The organism is Plantactinospora sp. KLBMP9567, assembly GCF_033446045.1.
In the GTDB taxonomy this organism is placed as follows: Bacteria; Actinomycetota; Actinomycetes; order Mycobacteriales; family Micromonosporaceae; genus Plantactinospora.
On sequence record NZ_JAWQRR010000056.1, the window covers coordinates 32,774 to 58,716 of the forward strand.

Below are 25,943 nucleotides of genomic sequence, written 5' to 3' on the forward strand. Positions count from 1 at the left end.
GCCGAGTGTCAGGCGGAGAAGAAGACCGGCCCGCCCGCCGGCAGCGGCGGTACGCCGGCCAGGTCGACGGCACGGCGGGCGAACTCCCGCAGCCCCGCCACCTGTCGCTCGCCCAGCGAGAAGTCGAGCGTCCGGAAGTACGACGCCAGGGTGGCCGCGTCGAAGGTCTCCCACCGGGCCGCCGCCTCGGCCACCTCGTCGAGTTCGGCCAGGCAGAGGTCCCGGGAGCGCAGGAACGCCTGGTGCACGTCCTTGACCTGGCCGGGATGGCTGGCTGCGAAGTCCCGGCGTACGGCCCAGACGGCGAAGACCATCGGCAGTCCGGTCCACTCCCGCCAGGCCAGGCCGAGGTCGGTGACGGCCAGCCCGCGCCCGGGCGCCTCGTAGAGGGCGCGTAGCGCGACGTCGCCGATCAGCACCCCGGCCTCGGCCTCCAGCAGCATGGTGGTCAGGTCGGGCGGGCAGGTGAAGTACTCCGGGTCGACGCCGTACTGCTGGGCGAGCAGCATCCGGGCGAGCAGCACCCCGGTCCGGGAGGTGGAGCCGAGGGCGACCTTGGCGCCGTCCAGCTCGGCCAGCGGCCGGGTGGAGACGATGTTGACCGAGAGCACCGGGCCGTCGCTGCCGACCGCGAGATCCGGGAGCAGCAGCAGCTCGTCGGCGTGCTTGAGATATTCGACCAGCGTGATCGGCCCGATGTCGAGGTCACCGGCGACCAGGGCGGCGCTGAGCCGCTCCGGCGAGTCCTTGTGCAGCTCGACGTCGATCAGCGCACCGGAGCGCATCAGCCCCCAGTAGATCGGCAGGCAGTTGAGGAACTGGATATGGCCTACCCGGGGTCGCCGCAGCTCGGTCATGATCCGACCGTAGCCGCCGGCTCGACCGGCCGCTCGGCCGACCGGGGCGGAAGTGGCCCAGGACGCATCGTGGCCCGCTCGAGCCGGGCGGCCCGCAGTACCACCGGCGCCACCGCGGCGACCACGGCCAGCCCGGCCAGCCCGGCCACCGCGACCAGCGGCCGGGGCGGGAAGCCGGCGAGCAGGATGCCGCCGGCCAGGTAGCCGAACATCCCGGCGCCCTGGATCGCGGCACCCTGCGCGGCGAAGGCCCGACCGCGTGCCTCCGGCGGGACCCGGTTGGCCAGTACCAGGTTGCTGAAGACGTTCAGCCCGCCGTTGGCGACGCCGCCGACCAGCCAGAGCGGCACCAGCCAGCCGGCGGCCGGCACGGTGGCGCCGAGCCCGACGAGCAGGCAGGCCGCGCCGAGCATGCCCAGCACGCCCGTGACCCGGGCACCGTCGTCCCGGGCCCGCCGGGCGGTACCGGCCAGCAGCCAGGCGCCGACCAGCATGCCGGCGGTCCAGGCCGCGCTGACCAGGCCGAACATCGCGGTCGAGGAGTGCAGGGTCTCGCGTACGTAGAAGACCTCGATCACGTTGACCGCGCCCACCCCGGCCACCGTCGCGGCGATCGCGGCCACCATCGCCCAGAGCAGCGGGTCGCGGCGCAGCCGCCAGGCCGGGGCCGTCGGTGCCGGGCTCGCCCCGCCGGCCGCTCCGGTCGGCCGTCGCCCACCCCGTCGGGTACGCAGCAGCAGCCCGGCCGCGATCAACGCGAGGTAGCTGCCGGCGTCGAGCAGCAGCGGGATCCGGGCACCGAACTGGCCGACCAGCAGCCCGGCCAGGGCCGGCGCGACGAGGATGCCGACCGAGCCGGCGGTCAGGTTGATCGCACTGGCCCGGGGCAGGTCGTCCCGGCGCACCATCTCGGGCAGCAGGGCGGCCAGGGTCGGCTGGGTCACCGCCAGCCCGCAGGCGAGCAGCGCGGCGAGCAGCAGGATCAGGACGGTGTTCCCGGCGAAGGCGAGTGCGGCGCAGACCACCGCCTGGCCGGCACCGGCCCAGACCAGCAGGGTGCGGCTGTCCATCCGGTCGGCCAGTCGACCGGTCAGCGGGGCGAGCAGCACCAGCGGCAGCGTGGCGGCCAACATCACCCCGGACACCGCCAGCCCACCGGCGCCGGCGGATTGCAGGGCGAGCGCCAGCGAGGTCGCCGCGAGGAAGTCGCCGCAGCTCGACACCGCCCGGGCACCGGCGGCCAGGTAGACGTCCCGCCAGCGGGAGACCACCGGCGTGCCGTCATCGGGCAAGGCGGGACCGGAAGTTGTGAAGGACATACTTCGAAAGTAATCCTTCACAACTTCCGTACGCAACCAGCCACCCGACCCGAACCGATCAGCTCACTCCATCGGCAGCGCCGCGTAGTGGACCATCACCGGCCGGGAACCCTCGGGCGGGTCGGCCCGCTCCCGCCGCCGGTACGGCCGCATCAGCTCGCGGATCCGGTCGTTCAGCTCCACCAACTCCTCGGCGGTCAGCATCAGCACCGCACCGCCGTACCGGGCAGCGTCGTACCACTCCTTCGGCTCCGCGCCGGCCCGCCGGGCCCAGTTCCGGATCCGGTCCATGTCGCGGGCGGCGTAGACCTCGATCAGGGTCTCCTCGGCGGCCCGCGCCTCCGGTGAGGCGTCCTGGCCGACCTCCACCCCCCAGGAGCCGACGCTGCTGCGCCAGAGCCGCTCGCGGGCGTCGCCCCGGCTCGGCGCCTGCTCGACCAGCCCGTACTTCGCCAGCTCCCGCAGGTGATAGCTGACCGCGCTCGGCGAGAGCCCGACGATCTCGGCACACTCGGTGGCGGTGACCGCCGCCCCGGTGGTGGTGAGATGCTCCATGATCTCGAGCCGGGCCGGATGCGCCAGCGCCCGCATCACCTGCGGGTCACTGATCATCATCGGCCGCTGCTCGACGGGCTGCTCGGTCATGGGCCCATGATTCCGTCTCCGGCCCACCGGACGGCAGCGACCCGGGCGGCACGGCAGGTCCGGCGAACGAGTGGCACAAACTGTTTGTAGTACAACCAGCCAGCGCTACAAACAGTTTGTAGTCGGCGAGGCCCGCTGGCGGACCAGACCGCTCACGCCACCCGGAGGTCCGCACCTTCACCCCGGCGGACATGCTGGCGAGCGCACCCGGCCGGCGGTCCGGCCGGCGCGGCGGGTGAAATTCGGTGGAACGGGAGCTGAGCCGCAGGTAGGCTTGCTGGCCGCTTGACGGCCGAGGTGAGAAAGCACCGCAGCGGACGTCCCCGCGCCGGGTGCCGGCCATCCGCCCCCGGATACGCGAGCGAGCAGCCGACGCGCTGACGCGCCGATGGGAACCCAGCATGCCCGCACAGGACCTCGACACCGACCTGGACCACGAACGCGCACACCTGGCCGCCTCCCGGGCTGCCCTGCGGCGGATGCGGGAGCACGCCGAGTCGCTCTTCCGGACCGGCCAGGACGTCGCCGGTGACGCGTACGCGGCCGAGACGCTCGGCCGGACCCTCTCCCGGCGGGTCGCCGAACTCGCCGACGACCCGGGCACCCCGCTCTTCTTCGGCCGCCTCGACTTCGCCGATGCCAGCCACCACATCGGGCGGCGGCACGTCACCGACCCGGCCGGCGAGCCGATGGTGCTGGACTGGCGGGCTCCGATCTCCCGCTCGTTCTACCGGGCCACCGTCCGCGACCCGCAGGGGGTACGCGTCCGGCGGCGGTTCGGCTTCGGCGTCGGCCAGCTCACCAGCTTCGAGGACGAACACCTCGACCGGGGTGAGGAGTACGGCATCGCCAGCCGGATCCTGACCGCCGAGATCGAACGCCCCCGGGTCGGGCCGATGCGGGACATCGTCGCCACCATCCAGCCGGAGCAGGACGAGCTGGTCCGGGCCGAGCTGGCCGACTCGATCTGCGTACAGGGGGCGCCGGGGACCGGGAAGACGGCGGTCGGGCTGCACCGGGCCGCGTACCTGCTCTATCTGCACCGGGAGCGGCTGCGCCGATCGGGCGTGCTGGTCGTCGGGCCGAACCGGGCGTTCCTGTCGTACATCTCGGCGGTACTGCCGGCGCTGGGCGAGGTCGAGGTGACCCAGGCGACCGTGGAGGACCTGCTCGGCACCCCGGTACGTGCCGTTGACCCCCCGGCCACCGCTGCGCTCAAGCACGATCCCCGGATGGCCGAGGTGCTGCGCCGGGCCCTGGCCGGGCTGTTGCGGGCACCGGAGGAGCCGATCGTGGTCTCCGACGGCTCGTACCGATGGCGGGTGACGACGGAGGCGCTGCGCCGGATCGTCGAGGAGGCCCGCCGGGAGGGGCTGCCGTACGCCACCGGCCGGGAACGGGTCCGGGCCCGGGTGGTCGGCCTGCTGCAACGGCAGTCGGAGGCCCGAAGGGGCGACTCACCCGGCGAGGGCTGGCTGCGTCGGATGGGCCGGGCGAAGCCGGTCACCGAGTTCCTCGACCACTGCTGGCCGGCGGTCACCCCGGACGGGCTGGTGCACCGGCTGCTGGCCGACCCCGAGACGCTGGCGGCCGCCGCCGACGGGCTGCTCACCGAGGCCGAGCAGGCCCTGCTGACCTGGTCGAAGCCGCCCCGCACCCCGAAGGCGACGAAGTGGACCGCCGCCGACGCCGTACTGGTCGACGAGGCGGCGGGGCTGGTCGAGCGGCTGTCCAGCTTCGGGCACGTGGTGGTCGACGAGGCCCAGGACCTCTCCCCGATGCAGTGCCGGGTGATCGCCCGGCGCAGCGAGCACGGCTCGGTCACGCTCCTCGGCGACCTCGCCCAGGGCACCGCCCCGTGGGCCGCCACCGACTGGCGGGAGTCGCTGCGGCACCTCGGCAAGCCGGACGCCTCGGTGGTGCCGCTGACCATGGGGTTCCGGGTACCGGCCGCGGTGGTGGCGCTGGCGAACCGGCTGCTGCCGGCGCTGGCCGTGGACGTACCGCCGGCCGAGTCGCTGCGCTCCGACGGTGCGCTGGACATCCGTACCGTGTCCGACCTACCGGCGGCGACGGTGGCCGAGGTGCGGGCGGCGCTGGCTCACGACGGCTCGATCGCGGTGATCGCCGCCGAGGCCGAGACGGACGGGCTGCGCGCCGCGCTGGCCGGCGCCGGCATCCCGACCGCCACCACCGACGAGGTCGAGACGGCGGCCCGGGTCACCGTGGTGCCGGCCACCCTGGCCAAGGGCCTGGAGTACGACCACGTGATCGTGGTCGAGCCGGCCCGGATCGTGGCGGCGGAACCGCGCGGTCTGCACCGGCTCTACGTGGTGCTGACCCGGGCGGTCTCCCGGCTCGCCGTGCTGCACAGCGAACCGCTGCCCGCGCCGCTCTGACCGGCCGCGCCGAGCGCCGTCCGGTCCGGGGTCCGAATCCCGGGGGGACCGGCCCGGACGGCGTCCAGTACGGGCTCGGCCTGCTCAACATCCCGCTGCCGGCCGGCTGACGCCCGCTTCGACCGTCCGAAAACTACTTGGTGCGGTCATGGACTTTGTATTGTAAACTTGTTTACGTGACCGGGAACTTTGACGACGACCGCACCGGAAGCCCCACCGACGACCGCGACGAACTGCCGCCCCCCGACCCGGCCGCCGCACTGCGGCTGATCGCCGAGCAGCAGGCCGAGGCGGCCCGCAGGCTCAGCCCCAACCTGCTCTGGTACTACTGGCCCTGGGGCCTCGCCTGGCTGATCGGCTTCGGCCTGTTCTTCCTGCGCTTCGGGCCGGACGGCCGGGTCTTCGTCGACCTGCCCACCTGGCTGCCACTGCTCACCCTGCTCACCCTGCTGGTCGCCGCCGGGATCATCTCGGGGATCGTCGGCGGCCGGACGTACGGGCAGGTCACCGGCGACTCCAGCCGGCGCGGCCTGTGGTACGGCCTGGCCTGGGGCCTCGGGTTCAGCGGCATCAGCACGGTGCTCGGCCGGGTCTCCGACCACCTGCCCGAGGACGTCGCCGGACTGCTCTGGGCCGGCGTGGCCGTCGGGCTCACCGGCGCCCTGCACATGGCCGGCGGCGCGATCTGGCTGGACCGCAACCTGTTCCGGCTCGGCGTCTGGATCAGCGTCATCAACATCGCCGGACTGATCGCCGGATCCGGCTGGCACGCCCTGGTGATCTCGGTCCTCGGTGGTGGCGGGATGCTGGTGGCCGGGGTCCACTTCCTGCTCCGCGACCGCCATCGCAGCCGGAACCTCGCCGCCGGCATGTCGGGCACCCCGAGCGGGAGCGCCCGGAGCATCTCGTGACCGGCCTTCCCGAACTCGACCCCGTGATCCACGCACAGGCCCGGTTACGGGTGACCGCGACCCTCGCCACCCTGCGGGGCGGCGACCGGATCACCTTCCCCCGGCTCCAGGACATCCTCCAGATGACCGCCGGCAACCTCTCGGTGCACCTGCGCAAGCTCGAAGAGGCCGGCTACGTCGAGATCGTCAAGACCCACCAGGGCCGCACCCCGACCACGCTCGTCGGGCTCACCCAACGCGGCCGGTTCGCCTTCGAGGAATACACCCTGGCGGTACGCGCCCTGCTCGATCCGCCCCAGACGGAGGAAAAGCCATGATTCTCGCCCGCGCCGTCCAGGCCACCCGCCGGTACGGCGACGTCACCGCCCTCGACCGGGTCGACCTCGAACTCCCGGCCGGCGAACTGGTCGGCCTGCTGGGCCCGAACGGCGCCGGCAAGAGCACCCTGCTGAGCCTGCTGGTCGGGCTGCGCCGGGTCAGCTCCGGCCGGGTCGAACTCTTCGGCGGCGACCCCCGCGACCCGGCGTGCCGCCGGCAGATCGGGATGACGCCGCAGGAGACCGGGCTGCCGCCCACCCTGCGGGTCGGCGAGGTGGTCGACTTCGTCTCCGCGCACTACGCCGACCCGGTCCCCCGGGCCGAGCTGCTCGGCCGGTTCGGCATCGACGACCTGGTCCGGCGGCAGACCGGTGGCCTCTCCGGCGGGCAGAAGCGCCGGCTGGCGGTCGCGCTCGCCTTCGTCGGCCGTCCCCGGCTGGTCTTCCTGGACGAGCCGACCACCGGACTGGACGTGACCGCCCGCCGCGAACTCTGGGACGGCATCCGCCAGTTCCACGCCGACGGCGGCACGGTGCTGCTGAGCAGCCACTACCTGGAGGAGATCGAGGCGCTGGCGCACCGGGTGGTGGTGCTCGGCCACGGCCGGGTACTCGCCGACGACAGCGTCAGCGCGATCCGCGACCTGGTCGGGGTACGCCGGGTCAGCCTGGTCGCCCCGGAGTTGCCGGCACTGCCCGGAGTACGGGCCGTGGAGCAGGTCGACGGCGTCACCCACCTGCTCACCACCGACGCGGACCAACTCGTCCGGGACCTGGTGCGCAGCGGTACCCCCTTCGCCGATCTGGAGATCCGGCCGAGCAGCCTGGAGGACGCCTTCCTGGCCATCACCGAGGCGTCGTCCGACCCCGAGGCGCGGTCCGCCCCCCAGCCACAGCCCGCCCCCCAGCCACAGCCCGCTCCCCAGCCCGCCGACGTGTGACGGAGGAACCGATCGTGCGACTCTCGCTCGTGCACGCCAGATACCAGTTGCTGGAGACGGTCCGGATCCCGATCGCGCTGGTCGGCAGCGCCTTCTTCCCGGCCGCCTCGATGCTCTTCTTCGTCGTCCCGTTCAGCGGCGACGATCCGGCGATCGCCACCTACGCCACCGCCTCGATGGTCACCTTCTCGGTGATGAGCACCAACATCTTCCAGTACGGCATCGGGGTGGCCGAGGACCGGGCGCAGCCCTGGGACCCGTACCTGCGGACGTTGCCCGCCGGGGCCGCACCCCGGTTCGCCGGTCGGATCCTCGCCGGCCTGATCCTGACCCTGATCTCGCTGCTCCCGGTGGTGGTGATCGCGGCGGTGGCCACCGAGGCCCGGCTGACCGGCCCGGCCTTCCTGGCCGCGCTCGGTACGGTCCTGGTGATCGCGGTGCCGTTCACCCTGATGGGGCTCGCGATCGGCTACTCGCTGCCGAGCAAGGCGGCGATCGTGGTCGCCCAGGTCGTCTTCTTCCCACTGGCCTTCGGCGGCGGGCTGCTCTTTCCGCCCGGCGACTCGCCAGGGTTCATCGAGGCGATCGCTCCCTACCTGCCGACCCGCGGCGCGGTCGAGCTGATGTGGGCGGCCGTCGGCGACTTCCCGGTCGACCGGCTCTCGCTGGTGATGCTCGGCGTCTGGATCGCGCTGCTGGCCACGGTCGCCGGCTGGGCGTACCAGCGGGACGAGGGGCGGCGGTTCAGCTAGTCGCGGTGTCGCCCGCCGGGCGCGCACCTCCCTCTTCGCGCTGATACCAGGGAGTCATCCTGATGACACCGTGGTATCACGCTCGAAGGGCATATGGCTGCCGCACCGCCGGATCCCGACCTGCTAGGAGGCGGCACGGCGGGTCCGGACCGGGACGACGAGGGGGCCGTGCTCGCCCTCGATCACCCGGACCCGGGCCCGGTAGTGCGTACCGAGCAGGTCATCGGTGAGCACCGCCCGGGGCGGGCCGTCGGCGACCACCGCACCGGCGGCGACCAGCACCATCCGGTCGGCGTACTCGCCGGCGACCGAGAGGTCGTGCATGGTGGCCAGCACCGTCAGGCCGTGGTCGGTGCGGAGCTGGTCGACGAGTTCCAGCACCTCCTGCTGGTGGCCGATGTCCAGCGCACTGGTCGGCTCGTCGAGCAGCAGCAGCGGGGCGCCCTGGGCCAGTGCCCGGGCCAGGAAGACCCGCTGCCGCTCGCCCCCGGAGAGGGTCGCCAGCGGCCGGGCGGCGAATCCGGTCAGGTCCAGCCGGTCCAGAACGTCGTACGCGACCGCCAGGTCGGCGGCGGACTCCCGGCCCAGCGGCGGCACGTACGGGGTACGGCCGAGCAGCACGTAGTCGAGTACCGCCATTCCGGCCGGCACGACCGGGGACTGCGGCACCGTCGCCACCGTCCGGGCCCGGTCCCGGCGGCGGAGCCGGGCGATCGGCGTACCGAAGAGGGAGACCGACCCGGTGTTGGCCGGCAACAGCCCGCCGACCGCGCGGAGCAGGGTGGATTTGCCGGCGCCGTTGGGTCCGATCACGGTGACCCACTCCCCGGTCCGGACCGAGAGGCTGACCCCGGTCAGGATGCGTGCCCCGCCGAGGGTGATGCCGAGGTCGGTCACCTCGACGGCGACGCCGGTCGGGGCGGTCGCCCGGGTCGGGGCGGTCATTCCGCCACCCGCCGGGTGGTGCGCAGCACGATCGCGAAGAACGGGCCACCGAGCAGCGCGGTCACCACGCCGATCGGGATCTCGGCCGGTGCGGCGACGGTCCGCGCCGCCAGGTCGGTCAGGGTCAGGAAGGCGCCGCCGAAGAGCACCGACAGCGGCAGGACCGCCCGGTAGCTCGCCCCGGCCAGCATCCGTACGACGTGCGGGACGATGACGCCGACGAAGCCGATCAGCCCGGAGACCGAGACGGCGGCGGCGGTGGCCAGCGAGGCGGCGGCGACCAGCAGCAGCCGGGAGCGCTGCGGGTGCAGCCCGAGGCTGCTCGCCTCGTCGTCGCCGAGCGCCAGTACGTCGAGTTCGCGCCGGTGCACCAGCACCACGGCGGTGGTGAACACCGCGTACGGCAGCACCACCAGTACGTCGTGCCAGCCGGCGGTGGCGAGCCGGCCGAGCATCCAGGAGTAGACCTCCTGGATGCTCTCGGCGTTGCGTTGCAGCAGGTAGGTCTGACCGGCGGCGAGGAAGGCGGAGACCGCCACCCCGGCCAGGATCAGCGTGGCCGGGGAGCGGTCCCGGCCGCCGGCCGCGCCGAGCAGGTAGGTCAGCAGCACCGCGCCGAGCGCGCCGACGAACGCGGCCAGCGGCACGGTGACCGGAAGCCCGACCGTGACGTCGGCGCCGGTGACCCCGCGAACCACGATCACGGCGGTAACCGCGAGACCGGCTCCGGCGGCGACGCCGAGCAGGTGCGGGTCGGCCAGCGGGTTGCGGAAGACGCCCTGGTAGCAGCCGCCGGCCAGGGCCAGCATCCCGCCGACGAGCAGGCCGAGCACCACCCGGGGCAGCCGCAGCTCGGTGACGATGGCGATCTCACGCTCGTTCAGGCCGCTGTGCAGGTGCACCCCGGGTACCAGATTGAGCAGCTCGATCGCGACGCCGCCCGGCGGCAGGCTGACCGGCCCGAACGCGATGCCGGCCACCCCGGCGACCAGTACCGCCGCGAGGCCGGCGACCAGCCACCGGCGGCGCAGCCCGGCGGGCCGGGCGGGCCGGCCCTCCCGGGCGGCCCGGCCGGGGGCGACCGGGGCGTCGGGGCGGACCGGAGCGCCGGCTGTGCTCAAGCGGGCACCTTGGCGACCGCGTCCACGATGACCCGGAGCAGTTCGACCACCCGGGGGCCCCACCGGGACGCGATGTCGTCGTCGAGCCCGACGATCTGGTTGTTCTTCACCGCGGTCATCCCGGACCAGCCCTTGCGGGCCGAGACCGTCTGGGCGGACTGCTGGCAGCACTTGGTGTCGGCCAGGAAGACCAGGTCCGGGTCGGCCTTGATGATCGCCTCCTCGCCGAGTTGCGGATAGCCGCCCTTGGAGCCGTCGGCGTCGGCCGGGTCGGCGATGTTCTCCAACCCGACCATCCCGAACAGCGAACCGACAAAGGTCTTGCTGGTCAGCGAGTAGTACTCCGGACCGAGTTCGTAGAAGTAGCTCAGCTTCGCCGGCCGCTGCGGCACGTCCGCCACCAGCTTCCCGATGTCGCCCTTCATCCGGGTGACCAGGTCGGCCGCCTCGGCCGAATGCCCGGTGAGCGTGCCGAGGTCGGTGATCTGCCGGTACGTGTCGTCCAGCGTCTTCGCCGCCGGTGCCAGGTAGTGCGGGATCTTCAACTGGCCGAGCTGGTCCACGATCTTGTTCAGGTCGTTGGTGAGTACCACCAGGTCGGGGTTCTTCGCCGCGATCGCCTCGGCGTTCGGGGTGAACGCCGACAACTCGGTCTTCGGCGCCTCGGCCGGATGGTTCGAGTTGTCGTCGACGGCGGCGACCTGGCCACCGGCGCCGATCGCGAAGAGCATCTCGGTGGCGGTCGGTCCGAGTACGACGATCTTCTCGGGGCGGTCGTCGAGGGTGAGCGCGCCGACGGTCACCGGATAGCTGGCACCGCTGGCGCTCGGGGCCGCCTCCTGGCCGGGGTCGTCGGCGGCGCAGCCGGTCAGGGCCAGCGCCGCGCCGGCCAGCAGCGCGGCCAGCAGTCGTGGCGTACGTCGGGTCATCGGTCCTCCTGTCGGGTGAGGTCTGGTGCTCCGCCGACAGGTGCCTGTGCCCCCCGCCCACGGGGCGCCCTTCCTCGAAGGCGCTTTCCGCGACCGCACCGCAGGCGACCTGGCTCATCCTCCGCATGCCGGCTCGGGCCGCCCGAGGGCGGCGAGCGGGTGCGGGAGGCATCACAGTTGCGGGACAGCGCCGGTTTCACACCGGCTTCGCTGCGGGGTGGTCGGGGCAACGGTAGCGCATCCGTTCCGTGACCCGGCAGCGGCACAGCGCCATCCGCACACCGTTCCCGCTGATCAGAAGCTGTCTGGGCGGCCGCTCAGGACGGCGGACTTTCTCCGGGGGCACGTGGCCGGGGACGGGTTTCCGTCGGGTGGGCCTCGTAGAATCCGCCGAATGGCCCTCCCCACCGAGCAGCCGACCGGCGAGGCCCTCGACGTGCTGCGCCGGATCTTCGGCTACGACAGCTTCCGAGGCGACCAGCACGAGATCATCGACCAGCTCGTGAGCGGCGGCGACGCGCTGGTGCTGATGCCGACCGGCGCCGGCAAGTCGCTCTGTTACCAGATCCCCGCGCTCGTCCGGGACGGGGTCGGACTGGTGATCTCGCCGCTCATCGCCCTGATGCAGGACCAGGTCGACGCCCTGACCACCCTCGGGGTACGCGCCGGCTTTCTCAACTCCACCCAGGACTTCGAGGCCCGCCGGCTGGTCGAGACGGCCTTCCTCGCCGGCGACCTCGACCTGCTCTACCTCGCCCCCGAGGCGCTCCGCTCCGAGCACGTGCTCCGGCTGCTCGACCGCGGCACCATCGCGCTGTTCGCGATCGACGAGGCGCACTGCGTCGCCCAGTGGGGCCACGACTTCCGCCCGGACTACCTGGCCCTGTCGATGCTGCACGAGCGGTGGCCGACGGTCCCCCGGATCGCGCTGACCGCCACCGCCACTCCGGACACCCATGCCGAGATCGCGGCACGGCTCAACCTCAAGGACGCCCGGCACTTCGTCGCCAGCTTCGACCGGCCCAACATCCAGTACCGGATCGTGCCGAAGCGGGAGCCGAAGAAGCAGCTCCTCGACCTGCTCCGCACCGAGCATCCCGGTGACGCCGGCATCGTCTACTGCCTGTCCCGGGCCTCGGTGGAGAAGACCGCCGAGTTCCTCGTGCAGAACGGCATCCCGGCACTGCCCTACCACGCCGGGCTGGACGCGCCCATCCGGGCCGCCAACCAGCAGCGGTTCCTCCGCGAGGACGGGCTGGTGATGGTCGCGACGATCGCCTTCGGGATGGGGATCGACAAGCCCGACGTACGCTTCGTCGCCCATCTCGACCTGCCGAAGTCGATCGAGGGCTACTACCAGGAGACCGGCCGGGCCGGTCGGGACGGCCTGCCCTCGACCGCCTGGCTGGCGTACGGGTTGCAGGACGTGGTGCAGCAGCGCAAGCTGATCGAGGGTTCCGACGGCGACCTGGCCCGGCGCCGGGTGCTCGGCACACACCTCGACGCCATGCTGGCGCTCTGCGAGACGGTCCAGTGCCGGCGGGTCCAACTGCTCGGATACTTCGGCCAGCAGAGCGGGCCGTGCGGCAACTGCGACACCTGCCTGGCCCCGCCCGAGTCCTGGGACGGCACCATCGCGGCGCAGAAGCTGCTCTCCACCGTGCTGCGCCTGCACCGCGAGCGCGACCAGCGATTCGGCGCCGGCCAGTCCATCGACATCCTGCTCGGCCGGCAGACCGAGAAGGTCACCCAGCACCGGCACGACACGCTCAGCGTCTTCGGCATCGGCACCGAGCTGACCGAGTCCGAGTGGCGCGGGGTGGTCCGGCAACTGCTCGCCCAGGGGCTGCTGGCGGTCGAGGGCGACTACGGCACGCTGGTGCTCACCGAGACCAGCGCGGACGTCCTCGGCAAGCGGCGCGAGGTGATGATGCGCCGGGAGGCGCCCCGGGCCGCGTCGAGCGGCCGGACCGCGAAGCCCCGGGCCGCCGGGGCCGCCGCCGTCGCGCTGCCGCCGACCGCCGAACCGGTCTTCGAACGGCTCCGGGCCTGGCGTGCGGCCACCGCCAAGGAGCAGGGCGTGCCGGCGTACGTCATCTTCCACGACGCGACCCTGCGGCAGATCGCGGCCGAGCCGCCGGCCACCCTGGCCGAGCTGGCCCGGGTCAACGGCGTCGGGGAGAACAAGCTCGCGAAGTACGGGCAGCAGATCCTGGACACCCTCGCCGAGTGAGGCGCCCCCGAGCCCGCCAGCGAGCGGGCTCGGGGGTCGGGCCGCTACGAGCTGGTGATTGTCACGTTGTCGATCGCCGCCTCCACCAGGCTGGCCCCGGAGGCGTCGGCGGCCTGCACCAGCAGCCGCACCGACTGCCCGGCGTACGCCGACAGGTTGGCGGTGGCGGTGGTCCAACTGCCGTTGCGGTTGCTGGCCGCGCCGGCCTGGTTGAGCAGTTGGGTGGTCCCGCCACTGTGCACCACGCTCACCCGCAGGTAGTCCGCGGACGAGGCGTTCGAGCCGTGCGCGAGATACCAGGCCAGGGAAAGCGTCAACGTGCCGCTCCCGGGCAGCGTGATCGCCGGCGACTGTGCGCTGGTCAGCCCGCCGTCCACGTCATGGTCACCGGCCGCCGCGCCGGCCAGCCGGCCGGTGACCAGGTCGTTGTTGCCGGCGTACGGGGCGAGTTGCTTGGCGCCGCTGGAGGTGGTCGCCTGCGCGGTGCCCCGTTCCCACGCCCCCGAGGTCGCGGTGTCGGTACCGGCCGGGTTGACGGTCCAGCCGGTCGCGGCCTCGAAGGTGTCCGACCAGACCGTGGTGCCCCCGCCGGTGCCGCAGTACGTCGCCTGGAGCCCGACCACCCGGTACGGGCAGTCTGCGTACTCGCTCAGGATCAGCACCGCCTCCCGGTTGCGGGAGGTCTGCGCCGGGATCACCTCGTCGGGCGGGTAGAAGCCGCCGCCACCGGACGAGCCCGGGTACATCTCGAAGGTGTACGCGAAGATGTTGTGGGTCGCCCACATCCAGTCCAGGCTGTCCCCGTCGGTGATGTAGAGGTCGCTGGACTGTTCCGGGGTGTAGCCGTTGGTGGCGGCCATCTGCTGGCCGAGGGTCCGGAAGGTCCGCTCCTGGTCGGCGTTCAGCCCCGGACCGGTGTTCGCGGTGGTGTAGCCGTACGGCCAGAGCACGAGCTGCGAGTACGTGTGGAAGTCGATGTTGACCTTGATCTGCTGGGTGCCGCCGACGACCCGGCTGTTGACGAAGTCACGCAGCCGGGCGGTCTCCGGCGCGGAGAACGCCGACGGGCCCCGGTAGGTCTCCGAGGAGGTCGAGCCGGACGAGCCGCCGCAGCAGCCCCAGTTGTAGCCCCAGTTCCGGTTCAGGTCGGTGCCGACGTTCGACGATCCGCTGTTCGGCTGCCGGTTCTTCCGCCAGGACCGGTAGGAGCCGGTGGCGATGTCGTACTCGCTGCCGTCCGGGTTGACCGTCGGGACGATCCAGATCTCCCGGCTGTTGACGATGTTGGTGATCCGGGAGTCTGAGCCGTAGTTGTCGGTGAAGAGGTTGAGCAGGTAGATCGCCATCTCGACGGTCAGGTGCTCGCGGGCGTGCTGCTGCGAGTTGAACAGGATCTCCGGCTCGTTCTCGTCGGTGCCGACGTTGTCGGAGATCTTGATGACCGGCAGGTCGCGTCCCTCGTAGGAGGTACCCATGCTGGACCGGCGGGCGATGGTCGGATGGTCGGCGACCACCTGGTTGAGCACCGCGTTCAGCTCGGCGTAGTTGTGGTACGCCGAGTCGGCCGGCGGGAAGTCGAGCACCCCGACATCGGCGTGCTCGTGCTGACCCCGGTCCGGCGCCGCTGGTACGGCCGCCACCTCGAAGCCGAGCGCGGTGATCGCCTTCACCTCGGCGGCGGTCGCGGTGACGTAGAGCGCGCCGTGCTCGACGTAGTCGATGCTGGTGCCGGTGGCGGCCACCGCGTTGCGGTCGGCCAGGGTGCGTGGGCCGGTCACCCGGTATTCGGCGCTGGTGGCCGGTTCCGTGTCGGCCCGGTCCGGTCGGGCGCTGGCGGCGCCGGCCGCCGGGCCGATACCGGCCACGACGAGTCCGAGTACGACGGTGCCGGCGAGCGCGCCGGCCCGGGCCCGGTGCCGGATCGACGGCCCGGACATCCAGGTGCGGAAGGGCATGTAAACCTCCTGGGGGTAGGGAGGACTCCGCTGGGTAGTGCACACTGCACCATCCGTATCATGGTCATATCAATATGGATCACTTGACGTCCAATGCCAGTTCGACCCTTATCTCGGCAAAGATTTTCTTGGCTTGAACATCTGGCGAAACTTCCTGCCGAGCGGAATAGTGGCGACAGGACCCCGACCTTCGTCCCCCTGCGGAGCATCGATGGCCAGTTCGCCGAACCAGATCAGCCGACGCACCTTCACCCTCGCCGGCCTCTCCGGCCTGGCCCTGCTCGGCACCGGCGTGCCGGCCCGGGCCGGCGCCGCGACCGGTCGCCCCCGCCCGGCACCGCACGACGAGCAGATCACCTGGCAGGGCTTCTCCCGCTACGCCGACTGGCGGCGCGGCACCCACCAGGGCACCGTCGCCCTTCCCGGCGCGCGCACCGGGATCGCCATGCTGCGCCCGGCCGGCACCACCGAGTACGCCGACCCGCACACCGGCACCACCCGCACCTGGTCGTACGCCACCTGGACCTCGCCGGTCACCCCGGTCGGCTTCGACGCCAGCGAACTGGTCGCCTCGTGGAACGCCGAGACCCCGGCCGGCACCTGGATCCAGGTCGAACTCCAGGGCACCTACAACACCGGCGCCCTGACCCCGTGGTACGTCATGGGTCGGTGGGCCGCCGGCGACCAGGACATCCGGCGTACCAGCGTGAACCGGCAGGGCGACCCGTACTCGACGATCTGGACCGACACCTTCTCGATCGACGACGTCGCTGCCGGGGTGCTGCTGCGGGCGTACCAACTGCGGCTGACCCTCTACCGCGCGCCGGAGAGCCGCCGGTCACCCCGGGTCTGGCTGCTCGGCGCGATGAGCTCGCTGGTGCCGGACCGGTTCACCGTGCCGGCCAGCGCCGGCCGGATCGCCTGGGGCCGGGAGCTGGCGGTGCCCCGCTACTCGCAGAACATCCACGCCGGGCACTACCCCGAGTACAACGGCGGCGGCCAGGCCTGGTGCTCGCCGACCTCCACCACGATGGTGCTGGAGTACTGGGGCCGGAAGCCGTCCGCCGAGGAGACCTCCTGGGTCGACCCCAGCTACCCCGACCCGTCGGTCAACCACGCCGCCCGGATGACCTACGACTACGCGTACGAAGGCTGTGGCAACTGGCCGTTCAACACCGCGTACGCCGCCTCGTACGGGTTGGACGCCAAGGTGACCCGGCTGCACTCGCTCGACGAGCTGGAGCACTTCATCGCCGCCGGCATTCCGGTGGTCACCAGCCAGTCCTTCCTGGCCGAGGAGCTGGACGGGGCCAACTACGGCACCTCCGGGCACCTGTTCGTGGTGGTCGGCTTCACCGCCGACGGCGACGTGGTCGTCAACGACCCCGCGTCGTTGGCCAACGACGCGGTGCGCAACGTCTACCGGCGGGACCAGTTCGAGCAGATCTGGCAGCGGACCAAGCGGATCAACGCCAGTGGCGGGGTCTCCGGCGGGTCGGGCGGGATCGCGTACCTGATGAAGCCGTGCGGGAGGCCCTGGCCGAAGCTGGCCGGCTCCACCAACTGGTAGCGGCACCGACGCCAGCTCACCTGGGGAGGATCACCCGACCCGTGCCCGGCCAACGGCGTCCGGGTACGGGTCGGTGCCGTGCCGGATCCGCGCAGCACGGCTCAGGACCTGTCGGTCGGCTTCTCCCCGTCGGTCGGCTTCTCCGCGTCGGTCGGCTTCTCCTCCCCGGCCAGCGCGGCGCGCAGCCGCTCCTTCTCGGCCCGGCGCTTCTCCGCCGCCCCGGCCAACTGCTGGGCCATCTCGTCCCGCCAGCCGCGCAGCAGGAAGAACGCCAGCGCGGCGGAGAACGCCACCGCCAGCATGAGCTTGAGGAAGAGGTTCATCTCGACCGGCCAGAGCGCCAGGGCGACCGCCACGAACAGCCCGATCCGGCCCAGCGTGTACTTCACCGCGGGACTCATCTGCGCATCTCCGATCAGTTCGTCCGGCCGGCGAGCCAGCGGACGCCGGCAAACCAGACCAACGCGTACGCCATGGCGAAGACCGCCGCGGCCACCCCGCCCGAGACCAGCGGCGGGGTCGACTCGGCCAGCCCGGCGGCGAGCAGCCCGGCGGCGATCCCGACGGCCGCGGCCACCAGCGCCGCCGCGACCCGGGCGGGACCGAACCGCCAGGCCCGGAACTCCTCGACGAAGATCCAGGCCGGCAGGACCACCGCGAGCCACCCGCTCGCCCGGCCGAACTCGCCGAGGCCGACCAGGGAGGCACCGAAATCGATGACGAGCAGCGCCACCAGCCCGACGACCACCCCGACCAGGGCGACGCCGAGCAGGTCGGCCAGGACCACGATCCGCCCCTGGTCGTCCCGGCGGGGAAAGGGTGCCCGCTCGCTCCGCTCGGTCATGCCGCCTCTCCGCTGTGCTCCACCGGCAGACGTCGACCCCGATCCGCGCCCGCTCCGCCCGCTCATGACCTTTCGAGGGTACGTGAGCGGGCGCGGAACCACCCGTGCCGGGCCGGGCCGTGCGCACGACGACAGCGGAGTACCCGAGCACCGATGGCCGGCCTATCCGGCCCGGAGCGCCTCGGTGGGCGACGTACGGGCCGACCTGGCCTTCGGCTGACCCGCCCCGGAGCGCCCCGGATCAGGCCCAGACCTGCTGCGGCTCGGCCCGGCGTTCGGCCAGGCTCGGCGGGGCATCGTACTCGCGCAGCACCGCGTACCGGCTGTCCCGTTCGGCGGGACGGAGGTCGGCGTCCCAGACGAGCTGGAGCAGTTCCTCCCGGGACAGCGCGGCGGGCGTACCGGCCGGGTCGGCGGCGTGGCCGATCCGGTGTTCGGCCGCCGCGCCGGCCAGGTCGTCCACGCCGAAGTGCAGCGCGAGCTGCGCCACGGAAGGCCCCTGCGTCGCCCAGCAGCACGTCAGGTGCGGCACGTTGTCGAGGAGCAGCCGGGACACCGCGAAGGTCTTCAGCGACTCGGCCGGCGACGCCGTCTCGGCCGGCGCTTGCGACTGGAGCCCGCCGCCGGCCGGTGCCACGAGGTCGTGCTCGTAGCGCAGCGGCAGGAAGCTGGTGAAGCCGCCGGTCTCGTCCTGCAGTTCGCGCAGCCGCAGCACGTGGTCGACCCGGTGCCGGGGCTCCTCGACGTGACCGAAGCGCATCGTCGCCGGGGTACCGAGCCCCTTGGCGTGGGCGAGCCGATGGATCCGGGACCAGTCCTCCCAGGTGCGGTCACCGAGGCCGAGCCGCTGGCGTACCTCCGGGTCGAAGATCTCGGCCCCGCCGCCGCTGAGCGACGCGAGCCCGGCCGCGACGAGTTCGTCGAGGATCTCGTCGGCCGGCAGTCCGGTGTTCCTCTCCAACCAGCGCAGCTCGGTCGCGGCGAAGCCGGTCAGCCGGACGTCCGGCAACGCCGCCGTCAGCGCGCGCAGCAGTTCCGGATAGTGCTGCCACGGCAGCGCGGGGTGCACCGGGTTGACGAGCTCCAGCTCGGTGAGCCCGTCGGCGGCCAGCTCGGTGGCCTGCCGGACGGCCTCGTCGACCGGCATCGGGTACGGGTCCTTCTCACCCTGTTCCGGGCGGAAAGAGCAGTACGCACAGCCGGCCGCGCAGAGGTCGGTCAGCTTCAGTTGCCGGTTGACGACGAACAGCACCCGGTCGTCGCCCCCCGCCCCGGTACGCCGGTGGTGCGCCAGCCGGCCGAGCCAGACCAGGTCGTCGCTGGCGTACAGCGCCTCGCCGTCAACACGGCTGAGCCGAACTCCCGCGTAGACCTTCTCTTCCAGCTCACGCTTGCGTCCGGCGTCCATCGCAGCACGTCCCTCCAGGCACGATCTCCGCCACGAGCCTACGTGGAGCGCCCGAGGTGCCGGCGGAGGCGGTGGCGGCAGCGGCCTGGTTCACCTTGCCCAGGTACCCTTAACCCGCTTCTCAGCGTCTCGTTACCCCCGTCGCATCGACATCCCCGGTGCATTGAGGTAAGACAAAGTAGGACGCGATGCACCACTAATGGCGATACCACAGCAGCGCCGGGCGCGCTGCTGTGCACGGACGGGAGCGGCATGGCCAACAGCAGGCGCGGACGACCGGACCGGCCCGTCGACGCGGTTTCGCCGGTGCTACGGCCGCTGGTCTGGTCAGCCCTGGTCGGCGCGATCGTGGCAGGCGCGATGGCGACCCCGGTCTACGCCGACCCGCCGCTGCCGAACACGGTCCCCGACGCGGGGGTACGCCCGCTGCCGGCCGGAGCGCCCAGCGTGCCCACCAGCACCGGCACGCCGACGACGCCCTATCCGCTGCCGCCGAGCGTGAACGGTCCGCTGGCCAGCCAGATCATGGCGCTGGAGGTCGAGGTCGCCCAGCTCGGCGACCAACTGCTGCAACTACGGCAGGAGCGGGACAAGGCCACCACCGAGCTGACCACCGCCGACGGCGTACGACAGACGGCTCGGCTGGAACTGGCCAACGCCCGTACGGCGGCCGACAACGCGGCGGCGGGCGCGCTGAAGGACGCCGCCGGGCTGCCACCGGGTGCGTTCGGCTCCGACCTGCACGGGCTGGACCTACTCGGCCGGATCCAGCGCGGTGAGGAGCGGGCCGGCGACACCGAACTGGCCGCCGGTGAGGTGGCCCGGACGCAGCAGGCCGAACAGCAGGCGGAGACGGCATACCAGACCGCGTCCAGCACCTACCAGCAGAAGGTCGCCGCCTTCACGACTGCGGAGACGCGGTACAAGGCACGCTCCGCCGCTCTGGTGAAGCTCAAGCGCGACAACACGGACCAGCTCAAGGCGATCGAGCGGGCCCGGGAAGCCGCCGAGCAGCAAATCGGCGCGACGATCGGCAGCGACAGCGTCGCCGGGATGGTCGCGCACCCCAAGGCGCTGGCCGCGATGCGTTACGCGCTCGCCCAGCGGGGCGACCCCTACCTCTGGGGCGCCGAGGGTCCGAACCGGTTCGACTGCTCCGGGCTGATGCTCGCCTCCTATCTCTCGGTGGGCAAGCGGATCCCGCGGGTCTCCCGCGAGCAGTACAACGGCACCCGCAACCAGAGCGTCGCCCGGGAGGCCCTGCTCCCCGGCGACCTGGTCTTCTTCGCCTCCGGCAGCAGTTGGACCAGCATCCACCACGTCGGCATGTACATCGGCGGCGGCAAGATGGTGCACGCCCCGACCACCGGCGATGTGGTCAAGGTCTCCACCGTCTGGTGGTCGCGGTTCTACGCCGCGACCCGGATCTTCCCGGCGGTGCCGGCCCCGAACGCGACCACCCCGCCGCCGACCACCAGGCCGCCGACCACCCCGCCGCCGACCACCCCGCCACCCACGACGCCGCCGCCGACCACCAAGCCACCCACCACCACGCCGACCACGCCTCCGGCGACCAAGCCGCCCACCACCACGCCGACCACGCCTCCGGCGACCCCGCCGGTGACGCCGGCACCGACCCCGAACCCGCCGGATACCTCGACGCCACAGGCACCGCCGGTCAGCACCTCGGGCGGCCAGCCGACCGGTGGTACGTCCAGCGCCAGCCGGTCGACTCCGGCTGCGGAGGGTAGCTCCGACAGCGACTGAGGGTGCCGGTCACCGGCCGGCTGTGCGCCCGTGCTGAGATGTGGCACGGTGAGGGTTGACGTACTTCCGACCCGGCCTACCGGCCCGGGTGTGGGCGCGGGAGGCAACAATGGACGAATCGCAGGTCAGACCGGCTATCGGGGAGGCATCTCCGGATACTGACGGTCGGGCTGCGGCCACCCGGTCCGGACGGGACGGCGTGGACGAGAGCGAACTGTCCCCGCTGCCGCCGCCCCCGCCGGTCGGTACCGCGCTGCCGGAACCGCCAGCCGAGGAAGGGCTTCCCGAGGCCTACCAGCCGCCACCGCCGCCCGCCGCCGGAGCGCTCTGGGCGGACGCGCCGCCGGACCCGGCCGCAGCAGATCCGACCGCAGCGGACCCGACCGGTTCCACAGGCTCCGACTCGGCCCGGGACGCTTCCAGCTCGATCGGGGACGATCCAGGCTCGATCCGGGACGATCCCGACGCTGTTCCGGGCGGCGAGGCGAGTCCCACCGCCGACTCGGCCGACGAACCGTCGGTCTCACCGAACGCGGATGCCGTCCCGGAGGCCGAGACGAGTTCTGCCGACCCGTCCGACGATTCCGGCGCCCCGTCCGACGAGGTCGGCTCCGCCGCCGACGCCGGCCCTGGGACAGATCCCGCCACCGTTCGGGACGCCGACGCCGGGCTGGGCCCGCCGGTCGACTCCGAGTCTCCGGACAGCTCTGAGCCACCGGTCAGCCCTGATCCTCGCGGTGGTGCAGAGGTCGCCGACGTGCCCGGGTCGGAGCCGGTCTCCGTACCGGAGCAGGTCGGCGACAGCGCCGCCGCAGAGCCGGTCGCCGTACCGGAGCGGGCCGATGACAGCGCCACGGCAGAGCCGGTCCGCGGTCGCGCCGTGAGTACGGCGGCCACCACCCCTACCGCAGCCGAAATCGCCGCCATGCCCGCCGCTGCCTCGGGCAGCCGCACCTACCGCGCCGGCGAACTGGCCAAACCCGTCAACGCGGCGGCCGCCACCCCGGCACCGGCGTCCTCGGCACCCGCCTCCTCGGCCTCGGGCACTGCGGCTGCCGGCTCCTCGACACCGAGCGCTCCGGTCGCCGCGTCCTCGACACCGGGCACTGCGGCGGCCGCCCCGTCCGCACCGGCCGCCGCTGCACCCGCACCGGTGCTGGCCCCGGCACCCCCGGGGACTCCGGTGCCGCCGCTGCAACGGCGGCGTCCGCAGACTCCGGCGGTCGACTCCCCGTGGTCGGCGTTCGCCAACGCCGTCAAGTCCCCGCCGGCCCCGTCGAGCGGATCGGCCGTCGGATCGCCGGCCGGCTCGGCGTCCGCCCCGCCCGTCGGGTCGGCATCGGTTTCGCCGGTCGCCGCCGGACTCTCCGGGTCGACCCCGGCCGAGCCGGTACGCCAGACCCGGGAGCGGCCCGGGGCCGTGCACTTCACGGCCCCGCCCGCAGCCAGCGTGTCAGCACCGCCGGCCACTCCCGGCCAGTCGTCGCGGGACGCCGGGTCGCCCGCTGGCGGCACCCCGTCGTACACGGTGCCGCCGCAGCGCAGCGCTCCGCGGAGCAGTGCCGGTACGACCCGGGCCAGTGCCTCGGTGCCGGGCCTGTCTCCAGTACTGCCGAACGAGGCCGCCGCCGTAGCCGCGGCGCCGGGAGTGGCGAAGGTCTACCGGAGTACCGAACCGGAGCCGGCCGGACCGCCCGAGCCGGCGCATCCGTCGGCACCGCCGGCACCCGAACCGCCGGACCCGGGCCCGGCGCCCACGCCGTTCCCGGCACCGGCGCCTCCGGTACCCACCCCGGTGCCACCGACTCCGTCGCCGTACCCGCCCGCGCCGCCCCGGCCCGCTCCGGTGCCGCCAGGCCCCGCGCCGTACCCGCCGAACCCTGGCCCGACTCCACCCGGTCCGGTACCCCCGGGCCCCGGCCCGATACCCCCGGGCCCGGTGCCGTACCCGCCGACGTCAGCGGCTGCCTCGCCGGCGTACCCGGCCACGCCGGTCTCCGGTGGGCCGGCTGGCCGGCCGGCGGATCCCCCGCCACCGGCCCCGCTGGTGGTTCCGGCGCCCGCCCTGCCGAGCTGGCCACCACCGACCAACCCGATGTCCTCGGCCAACCTGGTCGGCGGCGGTACGCCGGGCTACTCGCTGCCCACCGCCGACCCGGGCCCGGCCGTCGCCGCCGAACCAGCCGGCCGGATCCCGGCCGGTGGCCGCCCGTCGGGCGCCAACCCGGCCTCGCCGCACCAGCCGAGCGCCGGCCCGACGACACCGCACTCCCCGGGATACCGGGACTGGGCCCGGGACCAGCGGGCGGAGGGCACCGTGTACGGCGGCCCCGAGGGCCACGTCACCGTTTCGATGCCCACCAACCAGCTCGAGAACTCGGGCTCGCTGACCGGGCACATCCTGGCTCAGGGCTGGACGGACACCCCCACGCAGAAGACCAACACCGGCAAGGTGGTGCTGGTACTGCTGATCGGGCTCGGCATCCTCCTCGCGGTCGGACTGATGGTGGTGCTGCTGGCCGGAGACGCGTTCAGCAGCCTCTTCGACGGTCTGCTGAGTAGTTGACGGAGCCGCCCGGTACCCGGCGGGTCGGCGGGCGCGGGTGGGTGAGCCTGCCCACTGGCGTGCGCGCCGAGGTGGCGGTGGCGGCTGGTCCCCGTACACTCGGATGGATTGTTGACCTGGCGCGTGCCACGCGCCTCTGGGCGATCTTGCGGGCGAATCAGCGGCGACCTCGTCGCGGCGGGCCATCGCGAAGATGCGCCCCGCTTGAGAGGTATCTTTGACCACCTTTGCTGATCACAGCATGTTTCCGTCCGTATTCGACGCGCAATCCGGTTCCGCTTCCGCAGGCACCTCCGCGTCTGATGAGCAAGCCGTTCTGAGTGTGCCGGCTGTTGCCGGTGCGCACGCTGATTCCGCCGACACGGTGACCGCCGACGACTCCGGCCCGCTCATCGTGGCCGCCCCGGACGCCATTGCCGGGCAGAACAACACCATTTCCGAGCCGGTCGACTCCGAGCCCGCCCAGGCCAAGCCCGCCCAGGCCAAGCCCGCCCAGGCCAAGCCCGCCCAGGCCGAGCCCGGGCCGGTTGATGAGTCCGGGCCGGTTGATTTCGCCACCCTCGGGCTGCCCCGGCAGCTCGTCCGGGCGCTGCACCGGGAGGGCATCGACACGCCGTTCGAGATCCAGCGGGCCACCGTGCCGGACGCACTCGCCGGGCGGGACGTACTCGGCCGGGGGCAGACCGGCTCCGGCAAGACGCTCGCCTTCGGGCTGCCCGTACTGGCCCGGATGGCGGCCGGCCCCCGGGCCCGGGCACACCACCCGAGGGCGCTGATCCTGGTGCCGACCCGGGAACTCGCGATGCAGGTCAACGATGCGCTGATGCCGCTCGGCCGGGCAGTCGGGGTGTTCCTCAAGACCGCTGTCGGCGGTGTGCCGTACGACCGCCAGATCGACTCGCTGCGCCGTGGCGTGGAGATCGTGGTGGCCACACCGGGCCGGCTGGCCGACCTGATCGAGCGGGGCGTCTGCCGCCTCGACGACATCGAGGTCACCGTGCTGGACGAGGCCGACCAGATGGCCGACATGGGCTTCCTGCCGGACGTCACCGAACTGCTCGCCAAGACGCCGGCGGATGCCCAGCGGCTGCTCTTCTCCGCCACTCTGGACAACGACGTCGACTCGCTCGTCAGGCGTTTCATGACCGATCCGGTCACCCACTCGACGGCGCCGCCGACCGCCGCCGTGTCCACGATGGACCATCACATGCTGCTGATTCCGCCGCACGACAAGTTCGCGGTGGCGGCCTCGATCGCGGCCCGGCAGGGCCGGACCATGATGTTCGCCCGGACCCAGATGGGCGTCGACCGGCTGGTCGAGCAGTTGGCGGCGGTCGGCGTCCGGGCCGGCGCGCTGCACGGCGGCAAGACCCAGCGGGTACGCACCCGCACCCTGGCCGAGTTCAAGGAGGGCCGGACGAACGTGCTGGTCGCCACCGACGTGGCGGCCCGGGGCATCCACGTCGACGGCGTCTCGCTGGTGGTACACGTGGACCCGCCGAAGGACCCGAAGGACTACCTGCACCGGGCCGGCCGTACGGCCCGGGCCGGCGAGTCGGGTGCGGTCGCCACGCTGGTACTGCCGAAGCAGCGCCGGTCCACCCTGGCGATGTTGCAGAAGGCCGGTGTCGAGCCGGAGCAGACCCGGGTACGCTCCGGCGACGCCGCGCTGGCCGAGGTGACGGGTGCCCGAGAGCCGAGTGGCGTACCGGTGGTGGACGAGCCGGCACCGCGCCGTGGGTCCGGTACGCGCCCGGACCGTCCCCGTTCCGACCGCCGGTACGGCGACCGGCCCCGGGCTGACCGCCGTTACGGTGACCGGCCGCAGGAGGAGCGCCGGCACAGCGACGGTCCGCAGGGTGAGCGCCGCTACGGCGACCGCTTCCAGGGCGAGCGCCGCTACGGCGACCGGCCGCAGTCCGACCGCCGCTACGGCGACCGCCGCTACGGCGACGGCGGTGGTACCCCGCAGGGCGGCCGTGCCGAGCGGGGCGGCGAGTGGCGCTCCGGCGGGGGGCGGCAGGGCGGCTTCCGGCACGAGGGCCGGCCGCACACCGACCGGCCGGTCTGGGACCGGTCCCGGGACGAGCGCCCGCGCGACGACCGGGCCGCCGGGGACCGGCCGGACGACCGGCGGGGCCGCCGCGACCACCGGTTCGACGGCCGGCGTCCGACCCCGACCCGCTGAACGGTCCGGCATCGCCGCCCGACCCGACCCGCTGAACGGTCCGGCATCGCTGCCCGACCCGACCCGCCGAACGGTCCGGCATCGTCGCTCGGTGCCGGCCGGTCCCACTGTCGGGTCGGGCAACGGGAGCCTGACGGGCTGCCGTCGGGCCCGGCGCACGGAGATCGCCCACCGCGCGTCGCGGATTGGGACGCTTGCCGGTAACAAGGCCGCCGACCAGGGCCCGCCGCCGTCGAACGGCGCGGGCCCCGGTCGGGCCGCCGGGCCGGCGGCCGG

21 protein-coding genes and 1 riboswitch are annotated in these 25,943 nt (G+C 73.1%); of the genes, 11 read left to right on the forward strand and 10 right to left on the reverse strand.

The genetic code is table 11. The features are described from left to right. Positions 1-8: 8 nt before the first annotated feature. The 3 genes from R6Y94_RS40085 to R6Y94_RS40095 form a co-directional block, all read right to left on the reverse strand. Positions 9-857 (reverse strand): menaquinone biosynthetic enzyme MqnA/MqnD family protein, encoded by an 849-nt coding sequence (locus R6Y94_RS40085; RefSeq protein WP_412102958.1) that lies wholly within the window; start codon positions 855-857, stop codon positions 9-11. Next, the gene (locus tag R6Y94_RS40090) at positions 854-2,176 is read right to left on the reverse strand and encodes an MFS transporter (protein WP_318400918.1); all 1,323 of its coding nucleotides are present in this window, start codon (positions 2,174-2,176) and stop codon (positions 854-856) included. Before R6Y94_RS40090 ends, R6Y94_RS40085 begins: the two co-directional genes overlap by 4 nt. A 63-nt stretch (positions 2,177-2,239) precedes the next feature. Continuing rightward, complete coding sequence (locus tag R6Y94_RS40095; RefSeq protein WP_318400917.1) at positions 2,240-2,821, reverse strand: ArsR/SmtB family transcription factor; 582 nt, start codon at positions 2,819-2,821, stop codon at positions 2,240-2,242. A 401-nt stretch (positions 2,822-3,222) separates the two neighbouring features. Here R6Y94_RS40095 and R6Y94_RS40100 point away from each other — a divergent pair, with 401 nt between their 5' ends. The 5 genes from R6Y94_RS40100 to R6Y94_RS40120 all read left to right on the forward strand — a co-directional run bounded on the left by R6Y94_RS40100 (position 3,223) and on the right by R6Y94_RS40120 (position 8,141). Then, positions 3,223-5,220, forward strand: a complete 1,998-nt coding sequence (locus R6Y94_RS40100) for a HelD family protein (RefSeq protein ID WP_318400916.1) — start codon at positions 3,223-3,225, stop codon at positions 5,218-5,220. 176 nt (positions 5,221-5,396) lie between these two features. After that, a complete protein-coding gene (locus tag R6Y94_RS40105; protein ID WP_318400915.1) occupies positions 5,397-6,131 on the forward strand; it encodes a transporter in 735 nt (244 codons plus the stop codon). Beyond that, the gene (locus R6Y94_RS40110) at positions 6,128-6,448 is read left to right on the forward strand and encodes a transcriptional regulator (RefSeq protein WP_318400914.1); all 321 of its coding nucleotides are present in this window, start codon (positions 6,128-6,130) and stop codon (positions 6,446-6,448) included. The genes R6Y94_RS40105 and R6Y94_RS40110 overlap by 4 nt, the downstream gene beginning before the upstream one ends. Then, on the forward strand, positions 6,445-7,389 hold the full coding sequence (locus tag R6Y94_RS40115; RefSeq protein ID WP_318400912.1) for an ABC transporter ATP-binding protein: 945 nt from the start codon (positions 6,445-6,447) through the stop codon (positions 7,387-7,389). Before R6Y94_RS40110 ends, R6Y94_RS40115 begins: the two co-directional genes overlap by 4 nt. 14 nt (positions 7,390-7,403) lie before the next feature. Further along, positions 7,404-8,141: an ABC transporter permease gene (locus R6Y94_RS40120; RefSeq protein WP_318400911.1), complete on the forward strand. Its 738-nt coding sequence runs from the start codon at positions 7,404-7,406 to the stop codon at positions 8,139-8,141. Positions 8,142-8,264: 123 nt separating this feature from the next. Here R6Y94_RS40120 and R6Y94_RS40125 read toward each other — a convergent pair whose 3' ends face one another. From R6Y94_RS40125 to R6Y94_RS40135, 3 genes are all read right to left on the reverse strand, one after another. Further along, positions 8,265-9,086, reverse strand: a complete 822-nt coding sequence (locus tag R6Y94_RS40125) for an ABC transporter ATP-binding protein (protein ID WP_318400909.1) — start codon at positions 9,084-9,086, stop codon at positions 8,265-8,267. Beyond that, positions 9,083-10,117 (reverse strand): iron ABC transporter permease, encoded by a 1,035-nt coding sequence (locus R6Y94_RS40130; RefSeq protein WP_318400964.1) that lies wholly within the window; start codon positions 10,115-10,117, stop codon positions 9,083-9,085. The genes R6Y94_RS40125 and R6Y94_RS40130 overlap by 4 nt, the downstream gene beginning before the upstream one ends. A gap of 86 nt (positions 10,118-10,203) precedes the next feature. Continuing rightward, on the reverse strand, positions 10,204-11,136 hold the full coding sequence (locus R6Y94_RS40135; RefSeq protein ID WP_318400907.1) for an ABC transporter substrate-binding protein: 933 nt from the start codon (positions 11,134-11,136) through the stop codon (positions 10,204-10,206). A 108-nt stretch (positions 11,137-11,244) separates the two neighbouring features. Next, positions 11,245-11,342, reverse strand: a riboswitch (cobalamin riboswitch). A 188-nt stretch (positions 11,343-11,530) separates the two neighbouring features. On the opposite strand from R6Y94_RS40135, the gene recQ reads away from it, so the two are divergent. After that, positions 11,531-13,369 (forward strand): DNA helicase RecQ, encoded by a 1,839-nt coding sequence (recQ, locus tag R6Y94_RS40140; protein WP_318400905.1) that lies wholly within the window; start codon positions 11,531-11,533, stop codon positions 13,367-13,369. Positions 13,370-13,413: 44 nt separating this feature from the next. Here recQ and R6Y94_RS40145 read toward each other — a convergent pair whose 3' ends face one another. Then, positions 13,414-15,324, reverse strand: coding sequence for a M14 family zinc carboxypeptidase (locus R6Y94_RS40145; protein ID WP_318400903.1), 1,911 nt, complete (start codon positions 15,322-15,324; stop codon positions 13,414-13,416). Between the two features lie 211 nt (positions 15,325-15,535). Between R6Y94_RS40145 and R6Y94_RS40150 the strand changes: the two genes are divergently transcribed. Further along, positions 15,536-16,894 carry a C39 family peptidase gene (locus R6Y94_RS40150; RefSeq protein WP_318400901.1) on the forward strand — a complete coding sequence of 453 codons (1,359 nt, stop codon included), beginning with the start codon at positions 15,536-15,538 and terminating at the stop codon, positions 16,892-16,894. Between the two features lie 101 nt (positions 16,895-16,995). Here the strand turns inward: R6Y94_RS40150 and R6Y94_RS40155 are convergent, their stop codons facing one another. Both R6Y94_RS40155 and R6Y94_RS40160 read right to left on the reverse strand, forming a co-directional pair. Beyond that, complete coding sequence (locus tag R6Y94_RS40155; protein WP_318400899.1) at positions 16,996-17,295, reverse strand: DUF4229 domain-containing protein; 300 nt, start codon at positions 17,293-17,295, stop codon at positions 16,996-16,998. Positions 17,296-17,309: 14 nt separating this feature from the next. Next, positions 17,310-17,738 (reverse strand): hypothetical protein, encoded by a 429-nt coding sequence (locus R6Y94_RS40160; protein WP_318400897.1) that lies wholly within the window; start codon positions 17,736-17,738, stop codon positions 17,310-17,312. Positions 17,739-17,820: 82 nt separating this feature from the next. Between R6Y94_RS40160 and R6Y94_RS40165 the strand changes: the two genes are divergently transcribed. Next, complete coding sequence (locus tag R6Y94_RS40165) at positions 17,821-17,958, forward strand: hypothetical protein (RefSeq protein ID WP_318400895.1); 138 nt, start codon at positions 17,821-17,823, stop codon at positions 17,956-17,958. 21 nt (positions 17,959-17,979) lie between these two features. Here R6Y94_RS40165 and R6Y94_RS40170 read toward each other — a convergent pair whose 3' ends face one another. After that, the gene (locus tag R6Y94_RS40170; protein ID WP_318400894.1) at positions 17,980-19,146 is read right to left on the reverse strand and encodes a radical SAM protein; all 1,167 of its coding nucleotides are present in this window, start codon (positions 19,144-19,146) and stop codon (positions 17,980-17,982) included. A 252-nt stretch (positions 19,147-19,398) separates the two neighbouring features. On the opposite strand from R6Y94_RS40170, the gene R6Y94_RS40175 reads away from it, so the two are divergent. The 3 genes from R6Y94_RS40175 to R6Y94_RS40185 all read left to right on the forward strand — a co-directional run bounded on the left by R6Y94_RS40175 (position 19,399) and on the right by R6Y94_RS40185 (position 25,667). Then, positions 19,399-20,913: a C40 family peptidase gene (locus tag R6Y94_RS40175; RefSeq protein ID WP_318400893.1), complete on the forward strand. Its 1,515-nt coding sequence runs from the start codon at positions 19,399-19,401 to the stop codon at positions 20,911-20,913. 199 nt (positions 20,914-21,112) lie between these two features. Next, positions 21,113-23,479 (forward strand): hypothetical protein, encoded by a 2,367-nt coding sequence (locus R6Y94_RS40180; RefSeq protein WP_318400892.1) that lies wholly within the window; start codon positions 21,113-21,115, stop codon positions 23,477-23,479. A gap of 241 nt (positions 23,480-23,720) precedes the next feature. After that, complete coding sequence (locus R6Y94_RS40185) at positions 23,721-25,667, forward strand: DEAD/DEAH box helicase (protein ID WP_318400891.1); 1,947 nt, start codon at positions 23,721-23,723, stop codon at positions 25,665-25,667. The last annotated feature ends 276 nt before the right edge of the window (positions 25,668-25,943 follow it).